Consider the following 17,759-nt stretch of genomic DNA (forward strand, 5'->3'; position numbering starts at 1 on the left):
TAAGAGGTGTTGGTTAAATCTAATGGGGCCAAAATTAGGATGTTTTTTCCAAAACTCCCTTACCTCCCAGATAAACACAGTCATAAAGTTCCTGCATATTGTTAAATGGAACCTCGGTTTTCTGATAGGAATATACGGCTTCAAGGTCGCTGCTGAGGTAGTCGTCGTCCACGTTTACTTGGATGTCGTTCATGGAAAATTGGCAAGGATGTTCGTAACCGGCGGCATGGGTAATTTCCAAAAACTCCTTACGGAAGGTTTTGAAATACTGCGCCAATCTATCAGATTTCAAGGGGATATTGATACCGTTCTGCAGCCATTTGCTCTGTGTGGCCACCCCGGAGGGACAGCGATTGGTGTGGCAGATTTGGGCCTGAATACAACCGATGCTCATCATTGCCTCACGGGCCACATTTATGCAATCTACCCCCATGGCAAAGGCCATTGCGGCTTTTGCAGGAAACCCTAATTTTCCACTACCGATGAAAACCACCCGTTCGGTGAGTCCGTGGTTTTTAAAAATCCTGTATACCGAAGAAAACCCATAAACCCAAGGCAGGGAAACATGATCGGCAAAGCTGGGTGGGGCCGCTCCTGTTCCGCCCTCACCACCATCAATGGTTATAAAATCGGGTCCATTGCCCGTGTTTTTCATGAGTTTCGCCAGTTCTTCCCATTGGTCCAACTTGCCAATGGCCCCTTTTATGCCCACAGGAAGCCCGGTTTCTTCCGCGATGTTTTCAATAAGCTCAACCAGTTCCGAGATGTTGCTGAATGCTTTGTGTGTGGCAGGGGATAAGACATCTTTCCCTACTTCAACGCCTCTTATGTTTGCAATCTCCGGTGAGATTTTGGCCCCGGGAAGCACACCTCCTTTCCCTGGTTTCGCGCCTTGTGATAATTTTATTTCGATGGCTTTGATGCAAGGATTTTCATCGACTAAAATTTTCATTTTCTCCATGGAAAAGTTCCCTTCTCGGGAACGTACACCAAAATAACCGGTACCAAAATGAAACATTACATCCCCACCTGTCTTGTGATATGGGGATAAGCCACCTTCGCCAGTATTGTGATAAGCCTGGGATTTTCCAACCCCATGATTAAGGGATTCCACCGCCCTTGCCGACAAGGAGCCAAAACTCATGGCCGAAACATTGATCACCGAAGCTGGGCGGTAGGGTTTCTTTCGTTTGTTGTAGGCTCCAATGACCTTGGCACAGGGCAAAAAGTTGGGGTTTTCGGCATTCGGATGCCCCTTTGGAGCTTGATAACCGATCATTGCGTTCTTCACAAATATGTGCTGATGGGCATAAATATCCCGGTCGGTTCCAAACCCCTCATAATTGTTTTCCTTTTTGGCCGACGCATAAATCCAACCCCGTTCTATTCGATTAAAAGGAAGTTCTTCGCGGTTGTTGGCCACAAAATACTGCCGCATTTCGGGGCCAATACTCTCCAACCAGTACCTTAGATGGCCTATCACGGGAAAGTTATGGCTTATGGTATGTGCCTTTTGGAAAAAGATATCCCTAAGGGCAACCAAGACTATAAAAAAGAGCACCCAGGCCCACCAGGGGATGCCTCCCAAAACGTTCAATACGGATTCCATAGCATTCAAAAATTTAAATCATTTATCAAGCCAATCGCCTTATAAATTACATAAACAAGGATTAGGGTCAAGGAGATATAAGCCAGTATTTTCCGAATAGGATGCAGATGCTTTAGCTCCGTTTGGACATTTTGCTTATCGATTTTCTCCTTGATTTCAAAAGCTCTTTTATAATCTGAATTTTGGATAAAAAAAACGTGCCATTGTACCCCTGCTTCGACAGCGGTCCTAGGAAATTGCTTAAACCGGATTCCTTCGGAGGTCAATTCTTGTTCAAAAAGTTTTGATGGAAAAGGATATTCAAATTCTGCAATTTGCACGTTGAACCCATCCATGCTACATATTCAGATAATCCAAGGCCAATTGGGTCATACTCTTTACTCCGAGAAGCAATCCACTGTCATCAATTTTAAAATCAGGGGTATGGTGCGGAAAGGACTCCGTAGTTCCTGGTGTCATTCCCCCTAGAAAGAAATAGAACCCAGGTACTTTTTCCTGAAAATAACTAAAGTCTTCGGCACCCGTAATTGCCTTATGAATGCTGACGTTCTCTTTGCCGGCAACTTTTTCCAAGGTCGGGGCCATTTTGGCTGTTAAATCAAGATCATTGAAGGTAATGGACGTAGTGGTCTCAATGGTGCAGGTGGCTTCCCCTCCATACGCTTTGGCGATGGCCGGAACCATTTCCTCCATCCGCTTGTTAATGAACTTTTGCATGTCATAATCGAGAGTCCTGATAGTTCCTATCATTTCTGCACTTTCCGGGATGATATTGAAACGAACCCCACTGGTTATTTTCCCCACTGAGATGACTGCCGCCTCGTTGGTGAGTTCCGATTCCCGACTAATGATCGTCTGGAGCCCATCAACAATTTTCGCACTGATCAAAATGGGGTCGATTCCCCCCCATGGTTGGGAACCGTGGGTTTGTTTTCCCTTTACATTGATCACAAATCGCTGTGCCGCAGCCATGGCGCCACCAGGCTTGTATTTAACTGTCCCTGTTGGAGTTTGGGAATTTATGTGCAAGCCAAAAATGGCATCCACTTTGGGATTCTCCAAAACCCCTTCCTTCACCATTAAAAGGGCTCCCCCTTCTTCCCCAGGAGGTGCACCTTCCTCTGCAGGCTGAAAAATAAACTTGACAGTGCCTTTAATTTTATCCTTGTTTTTGGCCAGCACTTCGGCAACACCCATTAAAATGGCCGTATGCGTATCGTGACCACAAGCATGCATCACTCCGACCTTTTTTCCTAAAAATTCTGACGTGACCGTGGATTTAAAAGGGAGGTCGTTTCGTTCCGTAACGGGCAAGGCATCAATATCAGCTCGTAAAGCCACTACCTTTCCAGGTTGGTCACCCTTTAAAATTCCCACGACTCCAGATATGGCTACTCCGGTTTGCACTTCAATCCCAAGGGATTTTAGATGTTTTGCAATTTTTTCGGCGGTTTTAAACTCGCGATTGCTTAGCTCTGGATTTTGATGGATGTCCCTTCGCCATTCGATTACTTTGTCTTCAACATCCGCAAAGTCTTTTTCCAGATTTGGACCTTGTGCCCAAAGGGAAACAGTGGCCAATAGCAATAGTAGTGTGTTCAATTTTCGCATATAGTCAGTTTTAGAATTTTATGAGATGATATCCTTGATTTTGTAATTGAAGCAATGCCGTCATTGCCGAAAGTGCGATTTGCGCATCGGGTATAAGGTCTTCCTTGGGAATGTTCCTGGAATAGGAGGATTGTCCGCAGAGAATTACTTGTGCCCCGGAATCCAATAGGGACTTGACCAGGTCGAAATTTGGATTTTTTACACCATATCTTTTTAAATAGGCCTGTTGGTCAATAATATCTTTCGAAGCCTTATGGTGCACCACAAGTGCAACATGCAACTGGGAAACAGGAACCCCGCTCTGGGCGTGCATATTGTAAAATCGCGCTGCTGTCTCAATGGTTTTGTTCAATGTTGTATGGGACTCCGGCGTATCAGCAATCTCAAAGACCACCTTGAACTCGGCTTTTGTATCCGTCTCAAAACCAGGATTTTCAACAGCCCATACCGGGCCAAATTCTTCAATGACCGGGCCGGCTTTTTTTTCTTGGGAATTCATGTAGATACAGGTAAAACAGAATATCAGGACAGCAAGGGGGTTGTACTTCATTAGAAGGAGCTATTAATCCCTAAATATATCAAATTAGAACCAAAAAAAATGCTGTTTATAAGTATTGACAGGATGATTTTAGCATGAGGGCATTATTGGCTATTTTCACCTTTACTTTTAAAACTGCTTTTGGGTTTGGAGAATTTTTTGGAGGAATTGAATGATGCGCAACGTGCACCCGTATTACACAAGGATGGCCCGTTAATGGTGATTGCCGGTGCCGGTTCCGGAAAAACCAGGGTGTTGACGTATAGGATCGCCCATTTGATGGAGCAGGGGGTGGACTCGTTCAATATTCTTGCCTTGACCTTTACCAACAAAGCGGCCCGTGAGATGAAAAAACGGATTGCGACGATTGTTGGAAATTCCGAGGCCAAAAACCTCTGGATGGGAACCTTCCACTCGGTTTTTGCCAAACTTCTCCGCTTTGATGGCGACAAATTGGGCTACCCTAGCAACTTTACCATTTACGATACCCAAGATTCCCAAAGATTGATTGCCTCCATTATCAAGGAAATGGGGCTGGACAAGGATATCTACAAATACAAACAGATCCAGAACCGGATATCATCTTATAAGAACAGTTTAATTACGGTCAAGGCCTATTTTCAAAACCCTGAGTTGGTTGAAGCTGATGCTATGGCGAAAAGACCAAGATTGGGGGAGATCTACCAAAACTATGTGGACCGTTGCTTTAAGGCAGGGGCCATGGATTTTGATGACCTTTTGCTCAGGACCAATGAATTGCTGACCCGCTTTCCGGAAGTATTGATGAAATACCAGGACCGCTTCCGGTATATTTTGGTGGATGAGTACCAAGATACCAACCACTCCCAGTACTTGATCGTGAAGGCCTTGTCGGATCGTTATCAAAATATCTGTGTCGTGGGCGACGATGCCCAGAGTATCTACTCCTTTAGGGGGGCGAATATCAGTAATATCCTGAACTTTCAAAAAGATTACGACGATGTGGCGGTATACCGACTGGAGCAGAACTACCGTTCGACCAAGAACATTGTCAATGCGGCCAATTCCATCATAGCCAAGAACAAAAACCAATTGGAAAAGGTGGTTTGGACTTCCAATGATGAGGGGAACAAGATAAAAGTGCACCGAAGTGTAACCGATGCGGAAGAAGGCCGGTATGTAGCAGGTTCCATTTTTGAGAACAAGATGCAAAACCAGCTTCAAAATGGCGAGTTTGCTGTCCTGTATCGCACCAACTCCCAATCTAGGGCCATTGAGGATGCGCTTAGAAAACGGGATATTCCATATCGGATTTATGGCGGACTTTCGTTTTACCAGCGCAAAGAAATCAAGGATGTTCTGGCCTATTTGAGGCTCATAATCAATCCTAAGGATGAAGAAGCGCTGAAAAGGGTCATTAATTTTCCGGCCAGGGGTATCGGGCAGACCACGGTGGACAAGCTTACCGTTGCGGCCAACCACTATGGGCGCTCCATTTTTGAAGTGATGGACAATTTGTCCAAACTGGAGTTGAAAATCAATGCGGGAACGCAGCGAAAGCTCGAGGATTTTGTGACCATGATCAAGAGTTTTCAAATCATGAATGCAGGTTCTGATGCGTTTACCTTGGCCGAACATGTATCTAAGAAAACTGGATTGCTTCTGGAGTTCAAAAAGGATGGAACACCGGAAGGGATTGCCCGCATGGAGAATATCGAAGAGTTGTTGAATGGAATCAAGGATTTTGTTGAGGGTCAAAAGGAACTTGCGGATTCCACAGGTAGCCTAACTGAATTTTTGGAGGATGTGGCCCTTGCGACGGACATGGACAAGGATACAGGCGATGATGACCGGGTGGCCCTAATGACCATCCACCTGGCCAAGGGTCTCGAGTTCCCATATGTGTACATTGTAGGGATGGAGGAGGACCTGTTCCCTTCCGCGATGAGCATGAATACTCGAAGCGAATTGGAAGAGGAACGAAGACTTTTCTATGTGGCCCTAACACGAGCAGAGAAGCAGGCCTATCTGACCTATACCCAAAACAGGTACCGCTGGGGAAAACTCATTGATGCCGAACCGAGTCGATTTTTGGAGGAAATAGAGGAGGAGTACGTGGAAAACCTAACCCCTGTGAACGACGGGTATCGGTACAAATCCATGATCAATGCCGATATTTTTGGAGAAGTGGACAAGAGCAAATTACGTCAAGTAAAACCTAAAAATGGGAATCCGCCAAGTGTTCAGCGTCCCAATGAAAACCAACTCAGAAAATTACGAAAGCTCAAGCCACAGTTGTCCACACCCGATGCCAGTCCAATGGATCCCAACCTTATTGAAGGTTGTACGGTTAACCATACCCGGTTTGGAAGGGGCAAAGTGCTAAAAATTGAAGGTGTTGGCAACGACAAAAAGGCAGAAATCCGGTTTGAACGCGGAGATATTAAAAAGCTACTACTTCGATTTGCTAAATTGGAAGTATTGGACAAATGACCTGCTGCACAAGATTGAAAAATTACAGTTTGGCTAAGCGGCTATATTTGGTACTTCCACAAAAAATCTGATTGGTATATTCCACAATAGGAGTTGGCTCCCTATACTTTACGGCATACACTTTATAATACGTTTTGTTTATTCCTAACCCAGAATCACATTCAATTTTACGGTTGTGGGGTAGATAATAAGGTTCAATACTTTCTGTAAAGACCACCGAGTCTTCCGTGAGAAATGCTTGGGGCATTGGGTATGTCCAGCGTATTTCCCTTTTGTCGATATCGTAAAGGTGCAAATTGTCCTGTTTGCCATCTTTTGCATTGGAAAAAAACAGGTAATTACCCATTTTACCGACTAGGGATGCTTCTCCCCTGAAGGGAAGTTGAATCTTATCATTTTGTGGCGTACTTAGCATGGCCAATGAACTGTCCTTTGTAGCATCATAAGTGAGATTTACTATTAGTTGGTCGTCAAACACAAAGGTATTTTTTGAGAAATTTTGATGATTCGTTGGTAGTTCCGAGCCATTGAGAAAATTCCAAGAATTGGTAATTTTAAACTGCTGAGGGCCAATCATGTTGTCCAATTTGGTTAATGCTTCAACGAAGTCACTCTTTTCATGATTTGTGGAAAGTTCCAAAGGGCGATATGCTGTATGTGAACCCCATTTTTCCGCCTTTAGGATAAAGGAAGCGTCCATCTCTACATCAAAATCCAGAGCAGATGTAAGAGAGCTATTTCGATTTGGAAATACAGCCAACTGTTCCAATCCATTGTTATTGATGGTATAAGCATCTATTCTAAAACTTTGCTTTTGATTTGATTCAGTGCTTCCGTGGAATAGATACAATGGCTTATTATCAATTTCAACTGTATGAATTTGATAAAGGTTTAGGGGATTCCCATATAAGGAGGTCGGCACAACCTTATTATCTTCTGAGGCATACAGGGCAATGTTTCTTATCCTCAGGGTCGACTCCTCCATTCTTGAATGCCATGTAAAGGCTGCAACTTTACCATCCTCTGAGAGTGTGAATAGATATTCATGTTTAGCAAGGGAATAGGATTTATTCACTTCCTTAAGGAGCTCTAAGGAATTTATGCCTTCTATAGTCTTTCGGATTCGAACGTTGATATCGGTTACGGTTTTTATATAATCAGCCGTATTTTTTTCTAGGTTATCCAACATCGAAAAACAATGGTCTAAATAGGTGATTACTTCCTGACCTTTTTTAAATTTTTGGGGAATAGGAATTTTATTCGAATAATTGTGATTGCCACAACGGGTCAATGCGAACAAAACAGTACAAAGCAGCGGAATTGCAATTCTTTTTATCTCCATGATTTCCAAAGTGTATGGGTTGAACAACCCTAAATTTGAGAGTTTCACGGGTGATTTGGACACCTTAATTGATGAATGCCCCGTATGAATTGACGGATGAGGCATTTGGAGCTATCTTTGTTGTTCTGAAAGACGAATTGCTAGGATATTATCATGGCCGAACTTATTAAACTTTTTGAAGAAAACCCTAACCCAAGGCAAGTGGAAAAAATTGGGAATGTGCTACGCAAGGGTGGGTTGGTCATTTATCCAACGGATACCGTCTACGGTCTTGGCTGTGACATCACCAATTCCAAAGCATTGCAGCGTATAGCCCGTATTAAAGGCATAAAATTGGAGAAGGCCAACTGGTCCTTTGTCTGTGCAGACCTCAGCAATCTATCCGATTTTGTTCGGCAGATAGACACCTCCACTTTTAAACTGCTGAAAAGGGCGTTGCCTGGTCCCTATACCTTTATTCTACCTGGAAACAATAATCTTCCCAAGGACTTTAAAAAGAAGAAAACTGTGGGAATCCGGGTGCCGGACAATGAGATTGCCAAAGCACTTGTTCGGGAATTGGGGAACCCCATCGTCTCAACTTCCATTTACGATGAAGATGATATATTGGAATATACCACAGACCCAGAGTTGATTCATGAGAAATGGTTTGACCTCGTGGATATTGTAATCGATGGGGGCTATGGAGGGAACGTGGCCTCTACCGTGGTAGACCTTTCCACAGGATACCCCGAAGTAGTTCGGGAGGGAAAAGGAGATTTGGATATTCTATAAATAAAAAAAAGCGACCCGTTAGGGTCGCCTTTTCTGGTTTTTTTATCGTAAGGCTTAGTTGCCAGAACCTCCAATGGCAGGATCTTTCATTCCTTCTTCGATCATGCTATAGAACTGATCAATTTTTGGAAGTACAACAATTCGAGTCCTTCTATTTTTGGCGCGATCTCCAGCTGAATCATTGGAAGCCACTGGTACGTAGTAGCTTCTTCCAGCAGCGGTCATACGCTTGGGATCTACACTAAAGTCGTTTTGTAGGGTTCTAACGATGGTAGTTGCACGCTTGGCACTCAAATCCCAGTTGTCAACTAGAACTCCGCTAGAGTAGGATCTGTTGTCGGTATGTCCTTCAACCATAAATTCGAAATCTGGTTTGTTGTTCACCACTTTGGCTACTTTCCCCAAAACCTCTCTGGCCGCATTGGTAATGTTGTAGCTACCGCTTCTGAACAACAATTTGTCAGAAATAGAAACGAATACTACACCTTTTTCAACGCTAACCTCAATATCTTCATCGTCAAGGTTCCCCAAAACACCTTTAAGGCTCTGAACCAAGGCAAGGTTTACAGAATCCCTACGAGTAACGGCATCTTGTAATTTTCTAATGGTCAAATCTTTTTCGCGTAGACTTTCCAAAGACTTTTCAAGGTTCTCGGCACCTTTGGTTGTAAGGGTAGTAAGATTACCCATGTTGTTGATCAACTCTTGGTTGTTGGCCTTTAGGAAGGCATTTTGATCTTCAAGAGTCTTCAATCGTGAGGAAGTGGTGGCACTTTCTTCGAGGCAATCGTTAAGTTTTACGGTTGCTGAGTTCAATAGATCTTGGGTCTCTTTGTGCTTGGCCTCAAGATCGGCATACTTTTTTTGTGATACACAAGATGACAATAGAATTGCCATGGACAAGGTTCCTAGGAAAACTTTTTTCATAGTACTGGGTATAAATTAAGAATTGTTAGATATTTCACTGCTTAAACTGTCCGCCAAAATTAGAGAAAATGCATAGTTGCCCCTTTTTGGCATCGTTAATCTTTTACTAAAATGTTAAATCTTTTCACTTGATGTACGAAATGAGACCAAACTATGGATGTTGCTGAATAATATTTTAATAAAAAATTGGCTTTTTCCCTCTTTTTGTAAAGTTTTCTAAAGTTACTATAAAAACTGAGATGGGCACGGATTATGGCTAGACAATGGCCAAATTTAAATAGGAGTATAAATCGTGCTCCTGCAATTCCATCCAACAGTAATCTGAAAAAGATAATGGTAAAAGCAACTTTACCTGGCAGGTTTTTAGTAATCGAATACAGGGAATTCCTAAAATTGAGGAAGGTTTTTTTGGGGTTCATGTTTTTTAGGGTGGACCCTCCAAGGTGGAATACATGGCTGTGACCCACGTACAAAACACCATACCCTTTGTTCTTCGCACGCCAACAAAGATCTATTTCTTCTTGATGGGCAAAGTAGTCCTCATCAAATCCGCCCAATTCCTGATACACCCCACTTTTGATGAACATACAGGCCCCGGTGGCCCAGAATACTTCCTTAATATCGTTGTATTGTCCGATGTCTTTTTCCAATGCCTGGAAAATTCTTCCCCTACAAAATGGATAACCGAGACGATCTATAAAACCTCCCGCGGCACCGGCATACTCAAAGTATTCCCTTCGCTTTATATCCAAAATTTTTGGTTGAATAATGGCGGCCTCTGGGTGATTTTCAAATGCATCCAACACTGGTCCCAACCAATTGGGAGTGACTTCCACATCTGAATTCAACAGACAAAAAATATCGGCGTCTATTTGCTTAAGCCCATCGTTATAGCCTTTGGCAAAACCACCATTGGAAGCATTAACGATAACATTGACATGGGGATAGGTATTTTTTAGGAATTCGACCGAGTCGTCCTCGCTGGCATTATCAACCACATGAATACTTGCGCCTTCGGAATGGGCAACAACAGCGGGGAGAAACTTCTCGAGCAAGGTTTTTCCATTCCAATTCAGTATGACGACCGCGACTTTCAAAACGGCAGCAAATTAACGGCTAAAATCAGGAATTTCCTTCAAAAACTTATATTTTTCGTTCGCGGGGTCCATTTCGCAATAGTAATGGTGGAGTCCGTTGGTAACCATCAGGTAGTCCGATTTCAGCAGTAGGTTGTATCGGGCAATTTGGTCAAAGGTCTCTTGGCTTATCTGTATTTCAGGGGCTTTGCATTCCACCAATAATGCAATGGTGCCGTCAGATTTGTACACCACCACGTCATATCTTTTTTTCAGATTGTTTACCACCAATTGCTTCTCCACATTGATTAGGCTTTTTGGGTATTTTTTTGAGTTTATTAAAAAATGGACCACATGCTGGCGGACCCATTCCTCGGGTTGGAGCAACACAAATTTTTTGCGAATGATATCGAAGATTTGGAGTCCTTTTTCGCTACTTTTGAGACGGAACGGGTATGGTGGAAAGTCCAAGGCCTGCATGGAACAAAATTGATGATTTTTTCTTAATGGAAAGGGTAAAGGAAATAGTTTCTGACATAAAACAAGGGAATCCCAAGCCCATTTATTTTTTGATGGGGGAGGAGCCCTACTACATCGACCGGATTTCACAATACATCGCGGACAATGTACTTACCGAGGATGAAAAAGGATTCAATCAGATGGTGTTGTATGGCAGGGATACCAGCGTGGAGGATGTTGTTGCCAATGCCAAACGCTTTCCCATGATGGCACAGCACCAGGTGGTGATCGTAAAAGAGGCCCAGCATCTCTCCAGGAACATAGAAAAATTCACGGCCTACGCCGAAAACCCCCAGCCCACCACCATTTTGGTGATTTGTTACAAGTACAAAAAGTTGGACAAGCGAAAAAAGTTGTACAAATCCATCAAGCAAATTGGGGAACTTTTTGAGAGCAAAAAGCTATATGAAAACCAAGTAGCGGAATGGGTACGGCGAACTTTGGCGGGTAAGAAATACAAAATTTCCCCGAAAGCTTGTATTATGTTGGTGGAATTCTTGGGAACGGACTTGAGTAAAATCAGCAACGAACTGGATAAACTCATGTTGATTGTTCCTGCCGATGTGGAGATTATTCCCGAATTGGTGGAACAGCATATTGGAATCAGTAAGGACTTCAACAATTTTGAGCTAAAGAAAGCGATTGGGGAACGCAATGTGCGCAAGGCAGCGCGAATCGTGGATTACTTTGCCCAAAACCCCAAAGACAATCCTTTTGTGGTCACCATAACACTCCTGAATACATTTTTTACCCAGCTGCTGCAATACCATGGCTTAAAGGACCATTCGCCAGGAAATGTGGCCAAGGTATTGGGGGTTAATCCCTATTTTGTGAACGAGTTTGCCATTGCTGCAAAAAACTATCCTATGAAACGTGTGAGCTCCATTATTTCCAAACTGCGCCAACTCGATTTAAAAGGAAAAGGAGTAGGAGCAAGCAACATGGCCCAAGGCGATCTTCTGAAGGAAATGCTTGCGGCGGTCGTTTAGGCTATTTTTTGTCCAAACTATATTTCCCAGGCCCTAAAAGAAATACCACGATAAATATTACGGCGAAGAGCAATGCCTTTTCTTTGGTTCCAAAGGGGTCGGCTGCATGAACACGAATTGCCGCTACCAACATTACAATGGTTGTTGGAATGGCCGCCCAGCGGGTTTTAAGACCAATAATCATCAATATGGGGCAAATAAATTCCCCAAGCACGGCCAAAAACAAGGAGGGGCCTTGACCAATTCCAATGGGATTGGCAAACTCCATATTACCGCTGATCAATTTCTGAAACTTGGGATACCCGTGGGTAAGCATGAAAGCAGATGGAACTACCCTTAATATAGCCAGTCCCAAATGGATCAATAGATTATTTTTCATTGGTGGGGGATTTAGTTTTGGTGAAAGTATAAATTATGTTTCAACAAAAGAAGCATAGCTGGTCAAATTTCAGGTTGCAGTCGAACGAAACGGGAAAAACAGCAGGGATGCCGTAGTAAGGGGTGCCAAAAATTTAGTACCTTGTGCAGTACAGTTAACATCAATCACATAACGAAATTTTATTGTCATGAAGAGACTATTTAGCTTGCTTGTCATGGTTCTGTTTTGTGTGCAATCACAAATGGGACAAAACTTCCAGTTTAAGGCGGATCAAATTGAAATACCCCACCATCGGTACGAATTACCGAATGGACTTACGCTTTTGGTCCATGAAGATCATAAGGCTCCCATAGTAGCCGTAAACGTCTGGTACCACGTGGGTTCCAAAAATGAAAAACCCGGTAAAAGTGGGTTCGCACATTTATTTGAACATTTAATGTTCAACGGGAGTGAGAACTACAACAAGGACTATTTCCAAGCCCTGGAAAGTATCGGGGCCACGGACCTCAATGGAACCACCAATACCGATAGGACCAATTATTTCCAAAATGTTCCTGTATCAGCTTTGGATCAAGTACTTTTTCTCGAGTCCGATAGAATGGGCCATCTATTGGGTGCTATTGATCAGGAAAGATTGGATGAACAACGAGGCGTTGTTCAAAATGAAAAGAGACAGGGTGAAAATCAACCCTATGGGAAGCAATGGAATTATTTGACGAAGTCGATGTATCCCAAAGGCCATCCGTACTCTTGGACCGTTATTGGGGAAATGGAGGATTTGAACGCCGCTTCTCTTGAAGATGTACAGGAGTGGTTCAAATCGTACTATGGTGCTGCAAATGCCGTGGTAGCCGTGGCTGGGGATATAGACCCCGATGATGTCCACAAACGTGTTTTGAAATATTTCGGGGATATTCCTGCAGGCCCCACCATTGAACGACAGGAAGTGAACATCCCTGAGCGTAATTACGATACCTATCAAGTATATGAAGACCGGGTTCCCGAAACCAGGGTGCTATTTGCTTGGCATTCTCCCCAATTTGGAGCCAAAGAGGACCTTCATTTCGATTTAATTTCAGCTATCCTTACTAGTGGCAAGAATTCAAGGCTGTTCAAAAAATTTGTGTATGAGGACCAAACGGCTAGCCAGGCAGTTTCCTTTCAAGCCTCCAGCGAATTGTCGAGCAGATTCATCACCTGGCTCAATGTAAAACCGGGTCAGGATGGGGACAAACTCAAAATGCAATTGGAGGATGAAATTCAAAAGTTTCTGACGGAAGGACCTACTGAGGCAGAACTGCAGCGGGTGAAAGCAGCGTATTTTGCCAACTTCATCAAAGGTTTGGAAAGAATCGGTGGTTTCGGAGGGGTTTCTGATATTTTGGCCTCCAATGAAACTTATTTTGGTGATGCCTCTTATTACAAAGCCATGCTAAAATTTGTTGAGGATGCGACAGTTGAAGACATCAAGAAAACAGCAAACAAATGGTTGAGCAAAGGAAAGCATGTTCTTGTTTGCAATCCTTTTCCAGAGTACAGTGTGGAACAATCCACGGTGGACCGTTCCAAACTTCCAGCGCTGACTGCGCAAAAAAGTTCGAAGTTTCCAAATATGGAAAAAACCACCCTTTCCAATGGGCTAAATGTTGTTCTTGCGAAAAGAACTGGGGTGCCTACCGTTGTCGTCAATCTTGTTATGGACGCGGGCTACAAAACGGATTATTTGTCAAGTCCTGGCACTGCACAATTGGCCATGAATCTTATGGATGAGGGAACCAAGAACATGAACGCCTTGGAGATCAATGAAAAATCTCAATTATTGGGAGCTAGTCTCAATACTTTTTCCAATCAGGATCAATCCAATGTTTACATGACGACCCTTAAGCAAAGTTTTGATGCCAGTATGGATCTATTCTCGGATGTTGTACTGAATCCGATGTTCCCACAAGCCGAGTTCGACCGTCTTAAGAATGAGCAGATAAACAACATCAAAAATGAGAAATCCCAGCCCATAACCATGGCGCTAAGGGTAATGAACAAGTATATGTACGGAGAAGGACATCCGTATAGCAATCCATATACTGGAACGGGATATGAGGACACCGTTGGGAAACTTACCCGGGACGATGTGGTCAAGTTTTACGACACTTGGGTAAAACCCAACAATGCCACCATCATCGTTACTGGCGACATCGAAATGTCTGATTTAAAGTCCAAGTTGGAAAAATCATTGGGAAAATGGAAAAAAGGGGAGGTGCCCACCGTGGTCTTTAACGAACCCCAGGTTAATTCCAAGAATACCCTGTATTTGATGAACAGGCCGGAATCGCAACAATCTGTTATTATAGCCGGGCATTTGACCGAAAAGTATGGAGACCTTCCTGAAATCGCCTTGGAGCAAATGGTAAGTATTTTGGGTGGCGACTTCACTTCCAGAATCAATATGAACCTTAGGGAAGACAAACACTGGTCCTATGGTGCCGGAGGATTTGTCTTAGGCTCCAAGGAAAAACGCCCTTTCATTGTTTATGCCCCGGTCCAAACGGACAAGACGTCGGAATCCGTGACCGAATTGCGCAAGGAAATTTCAGAATTCGTTTCGACCCGACCCGCGACCCAAGAGGAATTGGATAAGGTGAAAACCAACCAGGTTTTGAAACTACCCGGACAATGGGAGACCAATGCCTCGGTAAATGCATCCATCCGAAATTTAATCCGATATGATTTGCCGGACAACTATTACCAAACGTACGATCAGAATGTACGCAACTTGGCTTTGGACGATTTGCATGCGGTAAGCAAGCAGGTGGTAAAACCTGAAGCTGTCAACTGGTTTATGGTAGGGGACAGGGCAAAAATTGCCAGCAAACTGGACGAATTGGGCTTCGATAACATCATTGAAATAGATGCCGATGGTAATCCTTTGGTGCCGGCCTTACAGCAACCGGAAACAGAATTGAAGAATTAAAAAAAAAGCCCCTGAAATCAGGGGCTTTTTTTATCGAAGTTTTGGAAAGGACACTGGGTCCGTTTCGTGCATGATACTGTAGACTTTTTCGAAAATGTCTTCGGCATTGGGTTTGGAAAAATAATCCCCATCCGAAGCATAGGCCGGTCTGTGCGCCTTGGCCGTTAGGGTTTGTGGTGCGCTGTCCAAATATTTGTAACCCTCTTGGTTTTCTAGGATTTCCTGCAACAAGTAGGCAGAACATCCACCGGGAACATCTTCATCGATGACCAAGAGTCGGTTGGTCTTCTGTAAACTTTTCACCACGTCGTGCTCCAAATCGAATGGAAGCAAGGATTGCGCATCTATTACTTCGGCATCAATACCCACTTCCAGCAACTCCGTGGCCACTTGTTGTACGATTCTCAAAGTGGAGCCGTAAGAGAGTAAGGTAATGTCCTCACCCTTCTTTAAAGTCTCCACTTTGCCTATAGGAGTGCAGAACTCCCCCAAGTTCGCAGGTTTCTTTTCTTTAAGCCTGTAACCGTTCAAACTTTCAATAACAATGGCGGGCTCATCACTCTTCATCAACGTATTGTAAAAACCGGCTGCTTGGGTCATGTTTCTAGGAACAAGGATGTACATCCCCCTAAGCAAATGGATCAACCCACCCATGGGAGAGCCCGAATGCCATATTCCTTCAAGTCTATGCCCCCGGGTTCTAACAATTAGCGGAGCCTTTTGTTTTCCAACAGTACGATACATTAGACTGGCAAGGTCATCGCTAAGAGTTTGGATACCATACAGGATATAGTCCAGATATTGGATCTCCGCGATGGGTCGCAACCCGCGTAGTGCCAGGCCAATTCCTTGACCAATTATGGTAGTTTCCCTAATCCCGGTATCCGCAATGCGTAAAGGGCCATATTTTTTCTGAAGGCCTTCCAGTCCCTGGTTAACGTCACCGATATTACCTGTGTCCTCACCGAAGACCAAAGCTTCAGGGTATTTGGAGAAAAGCGCATCAAAATTGTCACGGATGATTATTCTTCCGTCCACTTCTTCTGAATTCTTGTCGTACTCAGGATCCAGTGAAGAAATGTCTGTGGCCTTGTTGTCCAGTTCGTTGTACAAGTGCGAACTGTATTTGGGTTGGCTAGTGGCAAGGAAGTTTTCAATCCACTGTTGAAGCGCCGACCGCTCTGGGTTGTTTTCGCCAAGAAGATAGCGCAGGGCCCTTCGTGCCTTGGATGCCAAATCTTTTTTGATGGGCTCCTCTATGGCGATCAGGTCGTTCTTTACTTTATTGATAAAACTGCGGTTAGGACTTTTGGCCGCCGCATTTTCCAGAAGCTGTACCAGTTGTTTTTTCGCTTGGAGATGGGGCTGGAGGAACTCGGCCCATGCCTCTTTTTTAGCCGCACGCACTTTGAGTTTTATTTCCCTCTCCAGAAGTTTCAGTTCCTCTTCGGTTTTGATGCCGTTTTCCAAGATCCACTCACGAAATCTCTTATTGCAGTCGTTTTTACGCTCCCATTCCAATCGTTCCGTGGATTTGTAGCGCTCATGTGAACCAGAGGTGGAATGTCCTTGGGGTTGTGTCAATTCGGTTACATGGATCATCACTGGGACATGGTTGTCCCTTGCGATATCCGATGCATTTTCAAAGGCGTGTATCAAAGCGGTGTAGTCCCAACCTTTAACCTTTAGAATTTCGTATCCAGCATGCTCCTCATCCCTTTGTAGACCAGATAGTGCCTCAGAAATATCTCCTTTTGTGGTATGGAATTCGGCAGGCACGGAGATGCCGTAGTGGTCATCCCAAATACAAATAACCATAGGTACTTGCATTACACCCGCTGCATTGATGGTCTCAAAGAAATGTCCTTCACTGGTACTAGCATTTCCAATGGTTCCCCATGCCACTTCATTTCCGTTATTGGAAAAGTTGCTTTGATTAATATCATTGAGGTTCCTATACAATTTGGAAGCTTGGGCCAGACCCAATAGACGCGGCATCTGTCCTGCAGTGCACGAAATATCCGCACTGCTGTTCTTTTGTTTGGTCAAATCTTTCCAGGTACCATCCTCGTTAAGGCTGTGGGTAACAAAATGCCCTCCCATTTGCCTTCCGGCACTCATGGGTTCCTTTACAATATCGGTAGTGGCGTATAATCCGTGAAAGAATTCCTTGGGATTTAGATAGTTTAAAGCCATCATAAAGGTCTGGTCCCTATAATATCCGCTTCTAAAATCCCCATCTTGAAAAGCGCGGGCCATGGCGAGCTGTGGAAGCTCCTTTCCATCCCCGAAAATTCCAAATTTGGCTTTTCCGGAAAGCACCTCCCTTCTTCCCAACAAGCTACATTCCCGACTTGTGACCGCAACTTCATAATCCTTAAGGATTTGGCTTTGGAAGTCATCAAAAGAAATGTCGTTACTTGTCTTGGAATGGGGTTTCATTGGCTAAGCAGAATTTCCGCAAAAATACTAAATAACAGGGAATTTGACAACCGATATTCTTGTTAAAAAAGTGATAATCTGTTATGAAAATATCAATTTACAAGAAAAAAATT

Annotated in this window: 14 protein-coding genes; 4 read left to right on the top strand and 10 right to left on the bottom strand. The window is 43.8% G+C overall.

Annotated features, from left to right (window positions below; all coding sequences use genetic code 11):
• Positions 1-34: 34 nt before the first annotated feature.
• From M3P07_RS04895 to M3P07_RS04910, 4 genes are read right to left on the bottom strand one after another with little or no spacing between them, the layout of a single operon-like run.
• Complete coding sequence (locus tag M3P07_RS04895; protein WP_249968773.1) at positions 35-1,609, bottom strand: FMN-binding glutamate synthase family protein; 1,575 nt, start codon at positions 1,607-1,609, stop codon at positions 35-37.
• A 5-nt stretch (positions 1,610-1,614) separates the two neighbouring features.
• A complete protein-coding gene (locus M3P07_RS04900) occupies positions 1,615-1,944 on the bottom strand; it encodes a hypothetical protein (RefSeq protein WP_249968774.1) in 330 nt (109 codons plus the stop codon).
• A gap of 1 nt (position 1,945) precedes the next feature.
• Positions 1,946-3,220: an amidohydrolase gene (locus M3P07_RS04905; protein WP_249968775.1), complete on the bottom strand. Its 1,275-nt coding sequence runs from the start codon at positions 3,218-3,220 to the stop codon at positions 1,946-1,948.
• 10 nt (positions 3,221-3,230) lie between these two features.
• Complete coding sequence (locus M3P07_RS04910; RefSeq protein WP_249968776.1) at positions 3,231-3,770, bottom strand: DsrE family protein; 540 nt, start codon at positions 3,768-3,770, stop codon at positions 3,231-3,233.
• A 135-nt stretch (positions 3,771-3,905) separates the two neighbouring features.
• On the opposite strand from M3P07_RS04910, the gene M3P07_RS04915 reads away from it, so the two are divergent.
• Entirely contained in the window at positions 3,906-6,230 is a 2,325-nt protein-coding gene (locus M3P07_RS04915; RefSeq protein WP_249968777.1) for an ATP-dependent helicase, read from the top strand.
• 22 nt (positions 6,231-6,252) lie between these two features.
• Here M3P07_RS04915 and M3P07_RS04920 read toward each other — a convergent pair whose 3' ends face one another.
• Positions 6,253-7,572, bottom strand: coding sequence for a hypothetical protein (locus tag M3P07_RS04920; RefSeq protein WP_249968778.1), 1,320 nt, complete (start codon positions 7,570-7,572; stop codon positions 6,253-6,255).
• A gap of 153 nt (positions 7,573-7,725) precedes the next feature.
• Between M3P07_RS04920 and M3P07_RS04925 the strand changes: the two genes are divergently transcribed.
• Positions 7,726-8,346: an L-threonylcarbamoyladenylate synthase gene (locus tag M3P07_RS04925; RefSeq protein WP_249968779.1), complete on the top strand. Its 621-nt coding sequence runs from the start codon at positions 7,726-7,728 to the stop codon at positions 8,344-8,346.
• 54 nt (positions 8,347-8,400) lie between these two features.
• On the opposite strand, the gene M3P07_RS04930 is transcribed toward M3P07_RS04925, so the two are convergent.
• The 3 genes from M3P07_RS04930 to M3P07_RS04940 form a co-directional block, all read right to left on the bottom strand.
• Entirely contained in the window at positions 8,401-9,273 is an 873-nt protein-coding gene (locus tag M3P07_RS04930; protein ID WP_249968780.1) for an OmpA/MotB family protein, read from the bottom strand.
• Positions 9,274-9,368: 95 nt separating this feature from the next.
• Positions 9,369-10,370 carry a glycosyltransferase family 2 protein gene (locus M3P07_RS04935; protein ID WP_249968781.1) on the bottom strand — a complete coding sequence of 334 codons (1,002 nt, stop codon included), beginning with the start codon at positions 10,368-10,370 and terminating at the stop codon, positions 9,369-9,371.
• A 12-nt stretch (positions 10,371-10,382) separates the two neighbouring features.
• Complete coding sequence (locus M3P07_RS04940) at positions 10,383-10,829, bottom strand: type I restriction enzyme HsdR N-terminal domain-containing protein (RefSeq protein WP_249968782.1); 447 nt, start codon at positions 10,827-10,829, stop codon at positions 10,383-10,385.
• A gap of 26 nt (positions 10,830-10,855) precedes the next feature.
• On the opposite strand from M3P07_RS04940, the gene holA reads away from it, so the two are divergent.
• Entirely contained in the window at positions 10,856-11,857 is a 1,002-nt protein-coding gene (gene holA / locus M3P07_RS04945; protein ID WP_249968783.1) for a DNA polymerase III subunit delta, read from the top strand.
• A 1-nt stretch (position 11,858) separates the two neighbouring features.
• Here holA and M3P07_RS04950 read toward each other — a convergent pair whose 3' ends face one another.
• Complete coding sequence (locus tag M3P07_RS04950; protein ID WP_249968784.1) at positions 11,859-12,236, bottom strand: DoxX family protein; 378 nt, start codon at positions 12,234-12,236, stop codon at positions 11,859-11,861.
• Between the two features lie 187 nt (positions 12,237-12,423).
• Between M3P07_RS04950 and M3P07_RS04955 the strand changes: the two genes are divergently transcribed.
• The gene (locus M3P07_RS04955; RefSeq protein ID WP_249968785.1) at positions 12,424-15,204 is read left to right on the top strand and encodes a M16 family metallopeptidase; all 2,781 of its coding nucleotides are present in this window, start codon (positions 12,424-12,426) and stop codon (positions 15,202-15,204) included.
• 30 nt (positions 15,205-15,234) lie between these two features.
• On the opposite strand, the gene M3P07_RS04960 is transcribed toward M3P07_RS04955, so the two are convergent.
• Positions 15,235-17,646, bottom strand: coding sequence for an alpha-ketoacid dehydrogenase subunit alpha/beta (locus M3P07_RS04960; RefSeq protein WP_249968786.1), 2,412 nt, complete (start codon positions 17,644-17,646; stop codon positions 15,235-15,237).
• Between the last annotated feature and the right edge of the window lie 113 nt (positions 17,647-17,759).

Source organism: Flagellimonas myxillae (assembly GCF_023502235.1).
In the GTDB taxonomy this organism is placed as follows: Bacteria; Bacteroidota; Bacteroidia; order Flavobacteriales; family Flavobacteriaceae; genus Flagellimonas; species Flagellimonas myxillae.

What these genes read in the sequence shown, in the direction of transcription:
- M3P07_RS04895 (WP_249968773.1), bottom strand. Translation starts at nt 1,609, where the DNA reads ATGGAATCCGTATTGAACGTTTTGGGAGGCATCCCCTGGTGGGCCTGG.
- M3P07_RS04900 (WP_249968774.1), bottom strand. Translation starts at nt 1,944, where the DNA reads ATGGATGGGTTCAACGTGCAAATTGCAGAATTTGAATATCCTTTTCCA.
- M3P07_RS04905 (WP_249968775.1), bottom strand. Translation starts at nt 3,220, where the DNA reads ATGCGAAAATTGAACACACTACTATTGCTATTGGCCACTGTTTCCCTT.
- M3P07_RS04910 (WP_249968776.1), bottom strand. Translation starts at nt 3,770, where the DNA reads ATGAAGTACAACCCCCTTGCTGTCCTGATATTCTGTTTTACCTGTATC.
- M3P07_RS04920 (WP_249968778.1), bottom strand. Translation starts at nt 7,572, where the DNA reads ATGGAGATAAAAAGAATTGCAATTCCGCTGCTTTGTACTGTTTTGTTC.
- M3P07_RS04925 (WP_249968779.1), top strand. Translation starts at nt 7,726, where the DNA reads ATGGCCGAACTTATTAAACTTTTTGAAGAAAACCCTAACCCAAGGCAA.
- M3P07_RS04930 (WP_249968780.1), bottom strand. Translation starts at nt 9,273, where the DNA reads ATGAAAAAAGTTTTCCTAGGAACCTTGTCCATGGCAATTCTATTGTCA.
- M3P07_RS04940 (WP_249968782.1), bottom strand. Translation starts at nt 10,829, where the DNA reads ATGCAGGCCTTGGACTTTCCACCATACCCGTTCCGTCTCAAAAGTAGC.
- holA (WP_249968783.1), top strand. Translation starts at nt 10,856, where the DNA reads ATGGAAAGGGTAAAGGAAATAGTTTCTGACATAAAACAAGGGAATCCC.
- M3P07_RS04950 (WP_249968784.1), bottom strand. Translation starts at nt 12,236, where the DNA reads ATGAAAAATAATCTATTGATCCATTTGGGACTGGCTATATTAAGGGTA.
- M3P07_RS04955 (WP_249968785.1), top strand. Translation starts at nt 12,424, where the DNA reads ATGAAGAGACTATTTAGCTTGCTTGTCATGGTTCTGTTTTGTGTGCAA.
- M3P07_RS04960 (WP_249968786.1), bottom strand. Translation starts at nt 17,646, where the DNA reads ATGAAACCCCATTCCAAGACAAGTAACGACATTTCTTTTGATGACTTC.